Here is a 16,045-nt window from a genome sequence, read left to right as displayed (position 1 = left end):
GTTCAGGAGCCCTCTAGCGGCGCAGGCCGCTCGGCCGTGGTGGTCAGCCGGACCGTCTGCCCTGACGCGGCGCTGTCCAGGGTGCTGTGCATCACGTCCAGAACGTGAAGCGCCAGGGCGCCACTGGCGCGCGGCGCGCGGCCTTCGTTCACGCTGGCGATCAGGTCGTGCAGGCCCAGGCCGCGGCTGTTCTGCGCGAAGGGGCGGTCGGTGGGCACCTCACGCCACTCGCGGTCCTGCGCGAGCCTCAGCCGGACCGGCCCGCCGAAGGTGTTCGGGTCCGGCAGGCTGAGGGTGCCTTCACTGCCGTAGATCTCGATGCGGGGCACCTCGGCGTGCCACACGTCGAAACTGGTGATCAGGGTCGCCGCGGCGCCCGACTCGAAGCCCAGCAGCGCCGAGACGTGCGTGGGCGTCTGCACCGCGATGCGCTCGCCGCGCCGCGCGGCGCTCGTGATGACCCGCTCGTCGAAGCCCTGGGTGGCCTGCCCGCTGACCGTGCGAACCGGGCCGAGCAGCGCGGTCAGGGCCGTGAGGTAGTAGGGCCCCATGTCGAACAGCGGCCCGCCGCCCGGCTGGTAGAAGAAGTCCGGGTTGGCGTGCCAGGCCTCCACGCCGTGACTGAGCATGAAGGCCGTGGCCGCCAGGGGCCGGCCGATCACGCCCTCGTCGATCAGCTGCCGGCAGGTCTGCAGGCCCGCGCCGAGGAACGTGTCCGGCGCGCAGCCTAGGCGCAGGCCGCGCGCCTGTGCGAGCGCCACCAGCGCCCGGCCGTCGTCGCGCGTCAGGGCCAGGGGTTTTTCGCTGTACACGTGCTTGCCGGCCTCCAGCGCCGCCCGGCTGACCGCGGCGTGCGCCGCCGGGACCGTGAGGTTCAGCACCACGTCCACGCCGGGGTGGTTCAGCAGCGCTTCGGGGCTCAGCGCGAGTGGAATGCCGTACTCCTGCGCGCGCGCCTCGGCCGCCTGGGGCGTCAGGTCCGCCACGGCCACCACCTCGAACGGTGTGGCGCCGGCGGCGTTGGTCAGGTAGATGCCGCTGATCTGGCCGGCGCCGACAATGCCGACCCGGGTCACGCGGGCCGCCCGGCGGCCCACAGCAGGCCGCGCCGGTGCAGCTGCGCCACGGTGGGGTGCCCGAAATCCGGCGGGTGGTGCCCCACCGAGGAGTAGAACACCCGGCCCTGACCGTAACGCCTCACCCAGGCGGCCGGAATGACCGCGCCCTGAGTCCACGGGGCGTCCCGCCCGTCGAAGGTGGTCGTGGCCAGCACCGTGTTCGTAGGGTCGGTGTGCATGTAGTACTGCTCGCTGTCCACCTCGAACGAGGGGTCCAGGCCCGCGGTGACTGGGTGAGCGACGGGGGTGAGGTCCACGCGGTAGCGGCGGACGTTGCCCGGGTGGGCCACGAACTGCCCGCCCACCATGAACTGGTAGTCCGTGTCCTCACGGAACGCGTCGCCCATGCCGCCGTGAAAGCCGCCCAGTCCGGTGCCGGCCTGCACGGCCGCGCGCAGGTGGCGGCTCTGCTCGCCGCTCAGGCGGCCCATGGTCCAGTTCGGTACGATCAGCGCCAGGTCACCCAGCGCGCCGGGGTCGCTGAGCACGTCGAGCGTATCGGCGTGCGTGACCTGCAGCCCGCCGCTTTCGAGCATGGCCTGAATCAGGCGGGCGAACACCTGCGGCTGGTGGCCGGGCCAGCCGCCGGAAATGATCAGCGCGCGGCCCGGCGTGCCGGTCCGGGCGGGGGCGGGGAACTGCGTCATGGGGTCTCCTTCTGCACGGCCTCAATGTCGGCCAGGGTGGGGGCGTGCGCGCCGAGGCGGGTGCAGGCGGCGGCGGCGCAGGCCAGGGCGAAGGCCAGCTGTTCGGCGGGCGGCCAGTCCGGCCGGTGAAGGTGGCAGTAGAGCAGCGCGGCGATGCTGGCGTCGCCCGCGCCGACCGTGTCGGCCACCGTGACGCGGTACCCGGGATGCTCAGCGTGGCCGCGGGGGCCCAGCAGCCGGGCGCCGGCCGCGCCGCGCGTGAGCAGCACCGTCGCGGCCGGGTTCAGGGCCTGCAGGTGCGCCGCGGCGGCCTCGGGGCCCAGGTCCGGCAGCAGGCCCGCGAGGTCCTCCCCGGACACCTTGATCAGGTCCGCCAGGGCGGCGTAGTGCGCGAACGTGGCCCGGTAGGCCTCGGCGTGCTGCGGGCGGTAGTTCGGGTCGTACACGACCGTCAGGCCGCGGGCGCGGGCCTCGGCGGCCGCGTCAAGAAAGGCGGCGCGCGCCGGGTCGCGCACCAGGGTGACGCCGCCGAAGTACGCGGCGCGCGCGCCGGTCCAGGCCGCCCGGTCCACGCCCGGGAACAGCGAGTCGGCCGCGCCGTGCGCGTAGAAGGTGTAGTGCGCCGGGTCGCTGCGGTGCACGACCGACAGCGCGGTGGGCGCCGCGACCCGCACGGCGTACCGGAGGTCCACGCCGTGCGCCGCGGCCGCGCTGACGAGCTCGGCGGCGAACGGATCGTCCCCGAGCGCGCCGGCGAAGGCGGCCGGCTGCCCGAGGGCGCTCAGGGCGCGCGCGACCGTCCAGGCGCTGCCGCCTGCCCGGGCCTGCCAGCGCTGGTCGGGGCCCCGCACGAAGTCCATGACCGCCCCGCCGAAGCACAGCGCGAGGCTCATGGGCCTTCCGGCGCACGCAGGTGCCGCGCGGCGAGCTGCAGGAAGTCCGGCGGGCCGAACGAGCCGCTTTTGAGGACCAGCAGCAGGTCCTGGTCCGGCGCGTAGGTGCTGGGCAGCCCCGGCGCGAGTTCGCGGACCACGACCGTGTGCGTGACGCCCAGCGCGCGGGTGAGCGCCGCCGAGGTGTCCCCGCCGAGGGCGACGAGGTTGCGCGTGCCGGTGGCCCGGGCCGCCTGGGCGGCCGCGTGCGCCAGGACCGCGGACACGCGCTGGCTGACCGCAACGGCGCTGAGGCCCAGCGTCTCCCCGAGGGCGCGCGCGGCGCGGACCTGCGCCGGCGTGTTCGGCGAGCGCAGCAGCGCGGCGCCGGGCCCGTCCAGGCTGCGCCGCGCGGCCTCGCTGAGCGCCGCGCCCGCCGCGGCCGGATCGCGCAGCGCCAGCGCGACGTCCAGCGCGTGCACCGGGCCGCCGGCCGCGGCGTAGTGCGTGATCTGCGCGTGGGTCTGCGGCATGACCGAGCCGGCCACCAGCAGCACCCGCGCGCTCCGGCGGGGCGCGCCGGCCAGCGGGTCGAACGGCGCCGGGGGCGGCCAGAAGAACGGCAGTTCCTCCGCCAGCGCGCTGGAGCCCAGGAATACCCGTTCGCCGGCCAGCGCCTCGGCGAGCACCTGCAGGTCCGCCTGGGTCTCGGTGTCCGCGAGCAGGTACCCGGCGCGCACCTGGGCCCGCGCGGCCCGCACGGCCGCCGGCCCGGCCCGCACGGTCTCCAGGGGCAGCCCCGCGACCGGGCGCGGCGTCTGCGCCGCGAGGTCCCGCAGCAGGTTGGCCTCGCGGCGCGGATGCACCGGGTCCTGAGCGAATTCCGTGTCGGGCAGCGGCACGCCCCGGACAAAGTGACGGCCGTGAAGGGTGGTGCGGCCGTTTTTCGGAAAGGCGGCGACGGCCACGCCGCTGCCCTCCCCGAGCGCGTCTAGCAGCGCGTCGAACTCGGCGCCGACATTTCCGCGGAACACCGAGCAGGTTTTTTTCCAGTACGCGCCGCACCCGGCGAGCCTCAGCGCCTGCGCGGCGCGGGTCACGCGCCCGGCGGCCTGCGCGGGCGGCAGGAAGCGCGAGTCGGTGTCGATCACCAGCGCGTCGGTCCGCTCGTCGGCAAGGCGCCGGCACAGCGCCTCCCAGTCGGCGTCGGCCGAGAGGATGCGCGTGGCGTAGCCGCGCTTGGCGAGCAGCGCCCCGATGTCTCCGGCGCCGGTGATGTCGTCGGCCACCACGCCGAGGCGCGGCGTCACGCGCTCCATCCCTGCACGTGCGCGAGCAGCTGGGGCCGCTGCGTGCCGGCCTGGACCGGCGCGCCGTGACCGGCGCGGGCGTTGGCCGCCTGGAGTTCCTCGTCGCTCAGGACGCGCGCCTGCCCGCGGGAGGCCAGCCACACGCCCACGTTCTGCTCGAGTTCCTCCAGAATGTCGCGCGCCTCGTCCAGCGAGCGGCCCCAGGTGATCACGCCGTGGTTCTGGAGCAGCAGCGCGTTCACGTCCGGGCAGTGGCGTTCCACGGCGCGCGCCAGGGCCGCGCTGCCGGGCGGGTCGTACGGCAGCAGCGGCACCCGCCCGACGCGCGTGACGGCGTAGCTCGAATGCACCGGCAGGACGTTGCCGCGCTCGTCCGGCCGCGCGAGGCACGACAGGGTCAGCGACGCCGCGGCGTGCAGGTGCAGCACCGCCTGCACGCCTGGCCGCGCGCGGTACACCGCGGCGTGAAAGGCGGCCTCCTTGGACGGCGCCGGGCCGCTGACGCCCGCGCCCTGGGCGTCGCAGCGCGCGAAGTCCTCCGGCACCTGCCGGGCGAAGGCGGTGTTGGTGCCGCTGACGAGAAACCCGTCGCCGGCGCGGTGGCTGAGGTTGCCGCCGGTGGAGGTCGTCAGGCCGCGCGCGTACAGGTCCCGGGCCTGCGCGGCCAGCGTCCGGGCGAGGGCGGCGCTCACGCCCAGCCTTCCGAGGGCGCGTAGCCGGGGCACTCGCCGCGCCGGACGCATTCGTGGGCATACACGAACATGGCCGCCGACCAGCTCTGCCCCCGGAAGCCGCTGGGCCGGCCGGTCTGGCCGTGGTGCCACTCGTTGAAATCCCACGCCAGGCCGGGCGTGCGCGACAGGTGATTGAGCTGCGCGAGGCGCCCGAGCTGCCGGGCGGCTTCGTTCAGGCGGCCGGCCTGGACGAGCGCCGCCACGTAGAACCCGCCGATGAACGGCCAGACGCCGCCGTTGTGGTAGTGGTGCGGCAGGTTGAGGTTGCGCACGCGGTAGTACTCGCGCCAGTCCTTGTCGCCGGGCTGCACCGGCGGGTAGATCGCCCGGACCGGCCAGGGCTCGTTCACGCCGGTCGATTCGATGTAATCGAGAATCCGGTGGGTCTGCGCCTCGTCGGCCACGCCGAACAGGACCGCGGCGAGGTTCCCGAAGGTGTCGAACCGGTCCTCATAGGCGCGAAAGGCCATGTACGGCAGGTAGTACGGCCGCTCCTGCAGCGCGGTGGTGGTCAGCCGGATGGGGTAGAGCCACTCCTTGCGGTGGCGCTCGACCCAGGTCATGTCCTTGTCCACCTCGGCGCCCACCCACAGCAGGGTGTTGATCTTGAACCGGATGTCCGCCGCGCGCGCGCGGTAGGGGCCGCCGTCCTCGCCGAGCGCCTCACTGACGCGCGCCATGGCGCGCTGCGCCGCGAACCACAGCACGTTGGGCCACAGGCTGTTGTAGCGGTTGGCGAACAGGTCCGCCCAGTCCATCGCCTCGTGCACCTCCAGCAGACCGCACTCGTTGCTGTCCTGGTACTCCAGCCAGGTGTAGGCGCGCCGCAGGTGCGGCCAGACGGTCCGCAGGCGGTCCGTGTCGCCGTCCTGCCGGTGGATGTAGTCGTTGCCGAGGATAAACCACAGGCTGTTGTCGATGCAGCCGGCGTGGGCGGTGTCCACCACGACCTGCGGGGCGTTCTCGCCCACGTGCAGGGCGCCGCCGTGCGCGATCAGCGCCGGGTCGGGCATCCCGGTGAAGCCCACGTTGTGCGGAATGTTGCCCAGGCGCGACTGGTAGGCAGCCAGCGTCCGGACCGACTGCCGGGCGATCTGCGGCGCGGCCGGGTCGGTGCACAGCATCAGGCCCAGGCTGCTGATCATGCTGTCGCGCGCCCAGACCTGCTTGTAGGCGGTACTGGAGCCGAGCAGGCCGATCGGACTGCCGTTGCCGGTGACGGTCGCCTCGGCCTGCGCGCGGCCGGTGTCGCTCAGCGTGGGGGCGCCGGTCACGCCGGCGCTCCGCGGGTGGCGTGCGCCTCGGCCGCCCACACGCAGCGGCGCGCGAAAGTGTCGAAGGTGTCGCCCGCCACCCAGTGGAAGTTCGCCCGGACGGCGCGGAGGTCCTCGAACAGCGCGCCGGGGCCGTGCGCACCGTCAAGAACCGCGAGGGCCTGTGCGGCCACCCGGGCCCAGCCGGCCAGTTTCGCCGTCCAGGGCGCGAGGTCTGCGCGCAGGACCGGATCGTGAAGTCCGGCGAGCGCCGCGGCGTGGCCGGCCATGAGGCCCACCAGGGCGCGCAGGGGGCCTTCGTCCGGGTGGACGGCCGTGGCCGCCGGCCGGCCCGGCACGTCCGGCCCGGCCGCGCCGGGTGGACCGCCGCGCGCGGCCCAGAACGCGTCGAGCGCCGGCCACAGGGCGTGCCCGAGGTCCTGCTCGCGCGGCACCAGGGGCGAGCGGCGGGCCAGGTCCGCGAGGAAGGTCAGCGCGGCCGCTTCCTGCGGACTGTGGGTGGCGCGCCGCGCCGCCCGCCCGAAGGCGGCGGCCGGGTCGTAGGCGTGCGGGCCGCGCAGGTACTCGGCGGTGGTGCGCAGGGCCACGCGGCTCGCGGCGCTCAGCGGGCCGGCCGCCGCGAAGTACCCGCCCGAGGCGGCCAGCAGGTCCGGGGCGCGGCCGGTGAGCGGCGCGACATGCGGGTCGTGCTGCATGTCCAGGTCGTTGACCGGGAAGTTGTCCCAGATGACCGGGCGGCGGCGCAGGGCGCCGGTGACGAGCTGCAGGTCCGCGGCGCTCAGGGCGGCGCTGCACACCGCCGGTCCGGTCCAGAACACCTGCACGCGCGCGTCGAGCGACGCGCCCAGAGCCCACAGGTACGCGGCGTTCCCGGCGCCGTGGTACTCGGTCGGGCAGAAGTAGAAGTCACCGTCCGGCGCGAGCCCGCGCAGCAGCTCACCGGCCAGCCACGCCTGCGCGCGCGCCAGGTCAGGGAAGGCCTGGGCGTCGGCGCTGTGCTCGAAGCGGCTGGGCAGATCGTCGAGCAGCAGCGCGAACGAGCGGATGCCCTGCGCCTGCGCGGCGCGCAGTTTGGCGCGCAGCGCCTCCAGGTGGGTGGGGTCGGTGTACCCGAACGCCAGGGCGCTCAGGCCGAAGATCAGCTCGACGCCGGCGTCCCGGGCGTGCGCTGCGAGCCGGGCGAACTGGGCCCACTCGGCCGCCGCGTACGGTTCACGCCAGCGGTTGCGGTGAATGGGATCGTTTTTGGGCGCGTACAGGTAGGCGCCGAACCCTTCTTCGCGCATGAAGTCCAGCGTGGCGTGGCGCTCCGCCCAGGACCAGGGCGGGCCGTAGAAGGCTTCCAGGACGCCGCGCCGGGCGGGCGGCAGGATCGGTTCAGTGGGCATGGGGCGCTCCGGAGGCAGCGTGAATGGTGGCGTGGGCGTACAGGCACGGTTCGCCCGGCGGGCCGCGCAGTTCAAAGTGAATGCGCGCGCCGGACGGCCCGCTGGGCATGAACGGCAGGATGAGGCTGGCGCCCGGCGGAATCCGGACGGGCCGCCGGGCGGGTTCGGCCGCCCGGCCGGACACGTGCAGTTCACCGTCAAAAGGCGCGCCCGTCGGGTTTTCCAGCGTGAGGGTCAGCGGCGTGCCGCTCGGCAGGTGCACCGGTTCGGCCCGGATGATCAGCCGCGCCGCGTGCGGCTGCAGCGTGGCGTGCAGGGCCTCGAGCTGCCGGCCGCGCGCGAGCAGGGCCGCGAAGTACGGCTCGCCGGGTTCGATGGGCGCGGTGTGCCCGCTGAGGATCAGCTGCGGCCGCAGCTGCGCGTACAGTTCGGCGCTGCGGGTGTAGTCGCCTTCGCGGAACAGGTTGGGGTAGGTGTAGGTCAGGCCCAGGCCGTCCGCGTCGCCGTACTGGTCCCCGCCGAACAGCGCGCGTTCCCCGCCGGTTTCCACCAGCAGCGCGCAGGCGTAGCGGGCGTGTCCGGTGAGTTCGTGGGGCGTGATGCGGAACTCCTCCCAGTCAAAGCTCCGCCCCAGGGGCAGCGTCCGGTCGGGCGCCATGGGCTCGAACCACAGGCACGGCAGCCGGTACGCGTCGGGGCGGGTCAGGACGTCCGCGACGTTCTCCGCCGCCCACAGCTGCGCGCCGTACACCTCACGCAGCAGCGGAATGCCGGCCACGTGGTCGTCGTGGTAATGGGTAGGCATCACCGCGTCGATGCCGCTCACGCCGTAGCGGGTCAGCAGCGCGGGCAGGGTGTACAGCCAGGGCCGGCGCGCCTCGCGTTCGGTGCTGCTGGCCTGACCGAAGCAGAAGTCGTACCCGAAATCGATCATCAGCGCGCGGCCGCTGCGGGCCCGCAGGACGTACGCGTTCGCGAGGCTGGTCCGGTTCATGAGCAGCCACGGCCGCAGTTCGGCGTACGGTTCGTCCCGCAGCTGCAGCAGGCGCAGGTTGTGCCGGCGCAGCTGCAGCAGCGGCCACAGCGCCTCGGCCGTTACGCGCAGCGCGCCGGGCGTCATCGGCTCACCGAGGGCGGGCAGGACGTGCGTGAGCTCCTGATCGGCGAGGTCCAGCAGCGACAGGACCGTGCCGGCGACCCCCTCGGCGCCGTGGTAGGTCCACTGCGTGGCGGCCAGGCGGCTGACCTGCCCCGGGCCGGACAGCAGGCCGCCGGTGAACGCCACATGGGCGCGCCGGCGCCTGAGCAGCAGCGACGCGGCCCCGGGGGTCTGGCCCGGGGTGGGCCGCACCGTGAAGCGCAGGCGCCCGAAGCGGTAGGTGCGGTACTCCCGCAGCGGCAGCGTGGCCGCCGGATCCGGCGCCGTCCAGCCGTGCAGGCGGCCGTCGTAGCTGTTGCGCGCGTCCGCCAGGGCCAGGAACCGCTCGGGGTCGAGCAGGCGCGTGCCCTCCCCTTCCGGCACGTACACCGGAATGCCGGCCCGCACCGCGCGGGTGGCGCCGCCCGCCACGTCCCGGTGATGGTGCGTGAGCAGCACCGCGCGCACCCGCCGCACCGCTGCGGGCAGCTCATCGAGCACCGTGCCGTCCCCGATATTGACGAGCACGGCGGCGTCACCGTCGCACACCACGTACACGTGCGCGGAGCTCGTGTGGCGGTACACGCCGGGCAGCACCTCGATCATGCGCGCCCCGCCTCCGGGACGGGCGGCGCGGCAGGGTCGGGCACGGGTGGGCTGCGGAACATGAGCACCTCCTCAAGGGGCCGTCAGGTGGACGGGGCGGCGTCTGGATGCTCCCCGGACGGTTCGGGCGGGCCGTCACGGTCCACCAGCGGGCGGACCTGCGTGGCGGCGAACGCCAGCACGAGGCTCACCAGGACCAGCAGCGTGAAGGTGTTGGTCAGCAGGGCCAGCAGACCGCCCGCTGCGGGCACCACCACGAACAGGTGCGCGGACAGGGGCGAGCGGACCACCGCGCGCAGCGCGGCGCGCCAGGCCCGGCCGAGCGGCAGCCGCTCGACGCTCAGGCCCTCGAGGACGTAGGGTTGCAGCGCGGCGAACAGCCACGCCAGGTACACGCCGAGCAGGGACACGGCGGCGTCCCCGAACGGCCCCAGCCTCCGGCGCCAGAACACCAGGTTGCTGTACAGCACGAAGGCGAACAGCGCGGTGCTCAGGAGCCACAGCGTGCCGGGCAGCAGGTTGCGGCGCAGCAGGGCCGGGTACCGGCGCAGCGCGGCCGGCCGGTCCTCCCGCAGCGCGGCGATCAGTTCGTAGGTGGTGAGGGTGGCCGGCCCGGTCAGCACGGCCGTCCAGGCCAGCAGCACCCACAGCAGGTTGAGCCACACCAGGGTGGTCAGGTGCCGCCACACGAGGCGCGCGCCGCCGCGCAGGGCGCGCGGCACTCTCACGCGCGCCTCCAGCCCAGGGTCACCGGCGCCGCGTTGAGGGCCTGAACGCTCCGCTCGCCGCGCCCCGACCCGCCCGGTCGGGTCAGCCAGACACGCACGTCACGCGGCTCGCCAGGCCGCAGTGAACAGCCGCTGTCCCCAGACGCGCCGGTCACCCCGGGGGCCGCTTTCAGCGTGACCCACGGGGCAGTGAACGCGCTCGCGGCGTGCAGAGTCGTGGGGGGCAGGAGCGTGGCGGGCCGCTTCAGCACGAACCGGACAGGCGGCGTCACGGGTCAGGCGGTCACGGCGCGGCCGGCCGAGCGCACGAAGTTCGAGATCTTGTCGCTGGCCTCGGCGTACACGGCCTCCAGGCCGCGCGCGAGGAGGCCCGGGGGCTGCGCGTCGAGTTCGGCGCTGGTCATGCGCGCCAGTCCCCCCATGGCGCGCAGCAGGGCCTGCTCGAGATCGGTGGCGACGTTCATTTTGCTGACGCCGCCGCCGGGCAGTTCGATGGCGCGGTGCACGGTGGCCGCCGGCAGGCCGCTGCCGCCGTGCAGCACGAGCGGCGTGTCCGGCAGCAGCGCGCGGATCGCGGCCAGCCGGTCGAAATCGATGCGGGGACTGCTGACCGGGTACACGCCGTGGGCGGTGCCGATTGACACCGCCAGGGCGTCGCAGCCGGTGCGTTCCACGAAGGTCAGGGCTTCCCCGGGGACGGTGTACAGCGCCTCGTCCCCCTCGGTTTCCATCTGGTCGGTGGAGGGGAGTTTGCCGAGTTCCGCTTCGACGCTCACGCCGCGGGCGTGGGCGTACGTCACGACCTGGCGGGTCTGGCGGACGTTCTCCTCGAACGGCTGGGCGCTCGCGTCGATCATGACGCTGCTGAAGCCCGCCGCGATGGCCGCGTGAATGACAGGCTCCTCCCAGCTGTGGTCGAGGTGCAGGCACAGCGGCACGCGGCACCCGATCTGCCGCGCTTCGTGTTCCACCGCGTCGCGGAAGTCCTGGGGGCTCAGCCCGAACCAGCCCAGTTCCCGCTGGCTGATCTCGACGATGACCGGGCTGCGCAGGTCCACGGCGGCCTGCAGGACCGGGCGCACGCAGGCGCGGTAGCGGGCACTGAAGGCCGCCACGGCGTAGCCGCCGCGCTGCGCGCCGGGCAGCAGCCCGGCGAGGGTCAGGGCGCCGGGGAGCATCACGGCAGGCCCTTCAGGGGGGCTGCGGACCCGCTGCCGGGGCGGCGGAGGGCCGGCGTGGCGAGGTTCTCGGCGGCCCCGGGCCGCCGGGCCACGCTGGCCTGCGCGGGCCTGATCACGTCCGTGCGGGCGGCCAGGTCACGGCGGGCCGCGGTGACCAGCCGGTCGTGCCCGCCGATGTCCCCTGCCCGCAGGGCGCCGCCGACCTGGGTCCGCTCGAGGTGCGCGGCGCGCGCCGCGCCCAGGGCGGTCATGGGTCCGGCGGGGGTGGTGTGGATGAGGGCCAGGATGCTCATGGGGTGACCTCCACGGTCAGGGCCAGGGTGACGATCTCCCAGGGCCGGGCGGTGAGGTGCACGCCGTCGCCCGTGACCGCCAGGGCCTGCGCGGGCTCCTCGCGCAGGTTCACGCGCTGGGCGGCCGTCAGGGGCCGCAGGGTCCCGACCGTGACGGCCTGCGGTTCGGGCGTCGGGTTGACGAACCGGACGATCAGTTCGGGCCGGTCCTCGGCGCGTTTCAGGGCGGTCAGCAGGACCCGGCCACTGAGGTTCACGAACTGCCCGGCCGGCGGGAGCGTGCCGGTGCGCTCACGGTGACGGTTGCGCAGCGGCACGATCTGGCTGGTCTGCGCCGCGGCGTGCAGCGGCGCGTTGAAGTCGTGCGCGGCCTGCCACGCGTCCGCCTGGGTCCAGGTGCCGGCGTGCGGGAACAGGCTGTACTCGGCGCACACCGGTCCGGGCATCTGCGCTTCGGGCGTGGCGGTGGTGGGGCCGGCCCCACCGGCGCGGGTCAGCAAGTCCTCGCGTGAGAGCCAGCCCACCGCGCGCAGCACCGTCAGGACCAGCGTGCCGCCGGGCGTGGCACTGAACTCGGGCAGGCCGCGGTTGAGCACCGTCAGGCCGCGTTCGCCGTCACTGACGCTGGCAAACGTCATCTGCGGGTGTTCGTGCACCGCCGGCTCACTGCTGCCCCGCTGGTCGCCGGGGAGGGTCACGGGCCGGTCCACCACGCCGTACTGCGTTTCGGCGCTGGAGCAGGTCACGGTTCGGCCCAGCGGGAAGTGCGCCCGCAGGCGGTGGTCGCGGGCCGCGTTGTCGAAGTGCGTGCGGATGTCCACCCGTTTGACACCCGCGAGCAGGGTCACGTCGCTGTGCAGCAGCAGCGGCACGTGCCGGGGGCTGCGGCTCTGACGGTCCCCGGTGAGGCCTTCGGGCAGCGAGAGGGGCCAGGTCACGCGCAGCGTGGCGCGCGCCGGCCCGACCTCCACCCACGAGAGGCGCGGGGTCACGCCGCTCGTGTGAAACAGCTGGTCCCCGAGCGGCCAGGCGTAGTTGTACGTGTCGCCGTTGTCGCCGCCGTCGTCGAAGGCGTTCAGGCCGCTGTAGGTGAATCCGGTGCTCTTGTCGAGCAGTTCGAGGCTGCCGTCCCGGGGGTCGACGGGCACGCGCAGCCAGGCGTTGTCCAGGGTGCCGGGCCCGGCGGCGAGGTCGCTGGGTGCGCCGTCGCCCTTGTCGAGCGCGACGTTCCCGAGCACGGCGTAGGGCCGCACGCGGCCGTGCGCGAGGGGCGTCTCGCGGCGGCGCAGCGCGTACGAGCGGTAGCCGAGGCCCGGCACGTCACGGGCGATGAAGCGCACTTCCGTGAATTCGTTGGCGTCGTGCGGCCGCTGGGCCTCGCTGCCCAGCCAGGCGAACGGCTCGGCCTTCTCCACGTCGCTGCGCACCGTGACCACCTGAAACGGGCACGGCTGGCCGAGGTGGTCCAGCAGCGTCCAGCCTTCGGGCGTGACCTCCAGGAAGCTGTTGAGGAGCACGCGCGCCTCGTCGGTGCGCGCCCAGTTCAGGGGGTTGAAGACGGTGATGACCTCGCCGCCCTGGGCGAACTGCGCGTCCACGCGCGCGGCGATGGACGCGTGGGCGTCCTCGGCGAGCAGGTCGGCCATCTGCTGGGCCTCGTCGAAGCGGGTGATCATCTCGCGGTGCACCTGGTCGATCGAGCAGCCGCAGATGCTGTCGTGCGGGTGGTTCTCGATCAGGCGTTCCCAGGCGGTCCACAGGTAGGTGGCCTCGTAGGGTTCCCCGAGCAGCCAGTGCAGCGCCTGAAGCGGCTCGGCGTACCGTTCCAGCGCCGTCTGCACGCGCGCGTTGCGCTGCTTGAGGTGCAGCCGGGCACTCAGCACGCCGGGCAGCAGGTGGGCTTTGCGCCCGAAGGCGCGGCCTTCGCCCTGCCAGACGACCTGCACGCGCTCCTGCTGGGTGCGGACGTCCTCGACGAACGCGTCGAGGGAACTGAGGCGGTACTCGACGCCGTCCCCGGCCAGCGCGCCGTTGATGTCGCGCAGCAGGCCGGGCAGGCGCGGGTCGACCGGCAGGTGGTCGCCGCCCATGGGTTCGAGCAGCGCGTCGGTCGCGGCGTAACTGCCCAGGTAGGCGCTGGTGCGCCGGGCCCGGCCGACCGTCTGATCGCTCGTGAAGGCCGGGTCCCCGGGGCGGACCTTGTAATGCCCGCGGTAGTACTCCAGCGGCAGGAACACGCCCAGCACGCGGGTGCCGTCGGGCGCTTCCCACCAGAATTCGCTGTGCATCTCCGCCGGGAAGCGCGGGTCCCGGGCGCGCGGGTACAGGTAGGTGTCCAGGCCCACCTCGGCGCCCCCGGCCGGCCCGCCGACCGGCGGCCCGCCGAAACCGCGCCACACCACGGCGCTCGTGATGCCGAACCCCGACAGGATCTGCGGCATCTGCGCGATGTGCCCGAACTGGTCGGGCAGGTACCCCACGCGGCTCAGGGGCACGCCGTACTGCCGGGCGGTGCGCTCCCCGAGCCAGAGGTTGCGCACAGTGGCCTCGCCGCTGACGAGGAACTCGTCGGGCAGGATGTGCCACGGCCCCACGAACAGCCGCCCGGACCGGACATGGTTCACGAGGGCGGCCTGCCGGCCGGGGCGCACCTGCAGGTAGTCCCTCATCACCAGCGTCTGGCCGTCGAGCACGAAGCAGCTGAGGTCCGGCCCGGCGTCCAGCGCGTCGAGGATCGCGTCGACGGTGTGCACCAGGCGGAAGCGGAACCGTTCGCGGGTGCTCCACCACTCGCGGTCCCAGTGGGTGTGGTGGTACATGTGGACCCTCAGGGAGCGCCGGGCGGGGGTCATTTGGTCCTCCGGGCGCGCCACTGCGCCCAGGTGCTCCGCACGAGCGCGTAGTCGGCGGCCGTGAGGGCCTGACCGTCGCTGTCCACGTGCGTGACGAAGTACAGGCTGGGCACGCCCAGCGCGGGTTGCTGCCGGGTGTAGGCGCGCCAGGCGTCGATGTCCGGCATGGGCCAGTTGTCGGTGTCGATGACGTGGTGCGGCAGCGCCGCGCGGGCAACGCGGGCGCGGTGAATCATCTGCTCGGTCACGTCCTGTTCGATGTTCACGTCGTTCAGGCGGATCATGTCCGTGACGTTGGCGAACACCGGGTGGGGGGTGTGGGTCATGACCAGGGCGTCACTTTTGCAGCGTTTGGCTTCATCGCGCAGAATCCACAGCAGCCGGTGCAGCAGCGCCACGCCCCACGCCGCGCCGTGCCGGTTCAGGCCGGGGCCGCTGGGCGTGCGGGCGCTGAAGTCCACCTTGAAGCCGTCCGCGCCGTACTCGAGCAGCATGCGGCGCACCGCCGCGCGCAGGATGGCCTCGTAGGCGGGGCTGGTGGGGTCCGCGGTGACCCTTTCGCCCAGGTCGTTCGTGACGCAGGCGTCGAGCGGCAGCCCTTCGGGATCCCAGGCCTTCCACCACAGCAGCACGCGCTGGCCGCGGCCATGGGCGCGGGCGATCCAGCCGGGCAGGTCCGGCCATTTGGTGAGGTCCACGTCACACAGGCCGTAGGTGGCGCTCCACTTGTCGTCGAGCACGAGCACGCCGGGGCGCAGGTCCTGGGCGTCGAGCACCGCGAGAAACGCGTCGTAGTTCGCCTGGGTGCAGTGGTCGGGGGCGCGGCCGCCGCGCTCACGGACAAGGTGGCACTGGGCGCCCCAGCCGCACTGGATCGGGGTGTGCCACCAGTCGGGCGCCGCGTCCCCCTGCAGGGGCGCGAAGCCCTGCGCGGCGTGCCGCTGGGCGTTCTGGCTGATCGCGTCGTAGGGATCGTCGGTGAAGTTCAGCCGCAGCGTGGGCGTGCGGAAGTGGCCCTGCACGCGGGTCTGTCCTTCATAGGTGAGGCGCAGGGCAAACGCCGTCTCCTGCCCGTCGTAGTGAAAGCTCGTGAAGTTCAGTTCTTCGACCGGCGCGACGATGGACGCGCTGAGCCACCGGACGGCGGGCGGCGCGAGCGGTTCGGCGCGCTGGCCCCCGTGGTAGTCGGGCGCGCCGCCCTGGTCGGCCCCCAGGGCGAGGCGCGGCTCGGGGGCGTCCTGATGAAAGGCGTAGACCAGGGGCGCGGGCGTGAAGAACCAGTGGGCCTTGCCGGGCAGGCTGGTGCCCATGACGTCGATGGCGGTGGACTGCGCGGCCGGAATGGCGCGGTGTTCTTTCTTGTACGGCTCGGGGTTGAACACGCGGGTGAAGAAGGCGGCACTCTGGAAAAAGCCGCTGCCCCAGCGCTGCTGCCCGGAGTAGTGCCCCCCGAAGAGGTGCACGTCGGTGAGTTCGCCCTCCCCGGTGACCTCCACCCAGCTGTCGATGCCCTGCGCGTCGCAGCGCAGCACGAGGGTCTTGTGCTGCCACAGGCCGCCTTCGAGGTGAAAGCGCAGGGTGACCTCGCCGGCGCCGCCGCTCACGGCCGGTGGGTGCAGGCGGGCGGTCCGGTCGAGGCCGTGCGTGGTGTGAAGGCTGGGCGCGAGAAACAGGTCAGTGTAGACGTGCCCGCTGCAGTCCGCGAGCCGGGCGAACGGACGTTCATGGTCCAGGGTGAGGACGTAGGCCGGGCTGTGCACCTGAAGGCCGTTCGGGGTGGATTGGACGCTCACTGGGCTGGTGTCCGTCATGGGGGGCATGGTCACCTCGGGTTGATGTGTTCAGCGACACAGTACTCTATTCCTTAAAATTTTTAAATAACCACCGTCCTTCACCTCACCCCC

Annotated in this window: 13 protein-coding genes; all 13 read right to left on the bottom strand. The window is 73.7% G+C overall.

Annotated features, from left to right (window positions below; genetic code table 11):
* Window positions 1–2: 2 nt before the first annotated feature.
* Complete coding sequence (locus LAJ19_RS13925) at window positions 3–1,076, bottom strand: Gfo/Idh/MocA family protein (RefSeq protein ID WP_225523474.1); 1,074 nt, start codon at window positions 1,074–1,076, stop codon at window positions 3–5.
* Window positions 1,073–1,765 carry a ThuA domain-containing protein gene (locus LAJ19_RS13920; RefSeq protein WP_225523473.1) on the bottom strand — a complete coding sequence of 231 codons (693 nt, stop codon included), beginning with the start codon at window positions 1,763–1,765 and terminating at the stop codon, window positions 1,073–1,075. The genes LAJ19_RS13925 and LAJ19_RS13920 overlap by 4 nt, the downstream gene beginning before the upstream one ends.
* Window positions 1,762–2,658, bottom strand: a complete 897-nt coding sequence (locus tag LAJ19_RS13915; protein WP_225523472.1) for a carbohydrate kinase family protein — start codon at window positions 2,656–2,658, stop codon at window positions 1,762–1,764. The genes LAJ19_RS13920 and LAJ19_RS13915 overlap by 4 nt, the downstream gene beginning before the upstream one ends.
* On the bottom strand, window positions 2,655–3,947 hold the full coding sequence (locus tag LAJ19_RS13910) for a four-carbon acid sugar kinase family protein (RefSeq protein WP_225523471.1): 1,293 nt from the start codon (window positions 3,945–3,947) through the stop codon (window positions 2,655–2,657). Before LAJ19_RS13910 ends, LAJ19_RS13915 begins: the two co-directional genes overlap by 4 nt.
* Complete coding sequence (locus LAJ19_RS13905) at window positions 3,944–4,639, bottom strand: class II aldolase/adducin family protein (RefSeq protein ID WP_225523470.1); 696 nt, start codon at window positions 4,637–4,639, stop codon at window positions 3,944–3,946. Before LAJ19_RS13905 ends, LAJ19_RS13910 begins: the two co-directional genes overlap by 4 nt.
* A complete protein-coding gene (locus tag LAJ19_RS13900; RefSeq protein ID WP_225523469.1) occupies window positions 4,636–5,955 on the bottom strand; it encodes an amylo-alpha-1,6-glucosidase in 1,320 nt (439 codons plus the stop codon). The genes LAJ19_RS13905 and LAJ19_RS13900 overlap by 4 nt, the downstream gene beginning before the upstream one ends.
* Complete coding sequence (locus LAJ19_RS21855) at window positions 5,952–7,343, bottom strand: beta-N-acetylglucosaminidase domain-containing protein (protein WP_285892309.1); 1,392 nt, start codon at window positions 7,341–7,343, stop codon at window positions 5,952–5,954. Before LAJ19_RS21855 ends, LAJ19_RS13900 begins: the two co-directional genes overlap by 4 nt.
* The gene (locus tag LAJ19_RS13885) at window positions 7,333–9,087 is read right to left on the bottom strand and encodes an MBL fold metallo-hydrolase (protein WP_225523468.1); all 1,755 of its coding nucleotides are present in this window, start codon (window positions 9,085–9,087) and stop codon (window positions 7,333–7,335) included. The genes LAJ19_RS21855 and LAJ19_RS13885 overlap by 11 nt, the downstream gene beginning before the upstream one ends.
* A gap of 83 nt (window positions 9,088–9,170) precedes the next feature.
* A complete protein-coding gene (locus LAJ19_RS13880; protein WP_225523467.1) occupies window positions 9,171–9,815 on the bottom strand; it encodes a DUF624 domain-containing protein in 645 nt (214 codons plus the stop codon).
* 275 nt (window positions 9,816–10,090) lie between these two features.
* Entirely contained in the window at window positions 10,091–10,993 is a 903-nt protein-coding gene (locus LAJ19_RS13875) for a class II fructose-bisphosphate aldolase (RefSeq protein WP_225523629.1), read from the bottom strand.
* Window positions 10,993–11,289, bottom strand: coding sequence for a hypothetical protein (locus LAJ19_RS13870; RefSeq protein ID WP_225523466.1), 297 nt, complete (start codon window positions 11,287–11,289; stop codon window positions 10,993–10,995). The genes LAJ19_RS13875 and LAJ19_RS13870 overlap by 1 nt, the downstream gene beginning before the upstream one ends.
* Complete coding sequence (locus LAJ19_RS13865; protein WP_225523465.1) at window positions 11,286–14,141, bottom strand: alpha-mannosidase; 2,856 nt, start codon at window positions 14,139–14,141, stop codon at window positions 11,286–11,288. The genes LAJ19_RS13870 and LAJ19_RS13865 overlap by 4 nt, the downstream gene beginning before the upstream one ends.
* Window positions 14,138–15,952 carry an alpha-amylase family protein gene (locus tag LAJ19_RS13860; protein WP_225523464.1) on the bottom strand — a complete coding sequence of 605 codons (1,815 nt, stop codon included), beginning with the start codon at window positions 15,950–15,952 and terminating at the stop codon, window positions 14,138–14,140. Before LAJ19_RS13860 ends, LAJ19_RS13865 begins: the two co-directional genes overlap by 4 nt.
* Window positions 15,953–16,045: the final 93 nt, after the last annotated feature.

Origin of the sequence: Deinococcus taeanensis (assembly GCF_020229735.1) — a bacterium.
Lineage (GTDB): Bacteria > Deinococcota > Deinococci > Deinococcales > Deinococcaceae > Deinococcus > Deinococcus taeanensis.
This window is presented reverse-complemented; position numbering and strand designations above follow the sequence as displayed.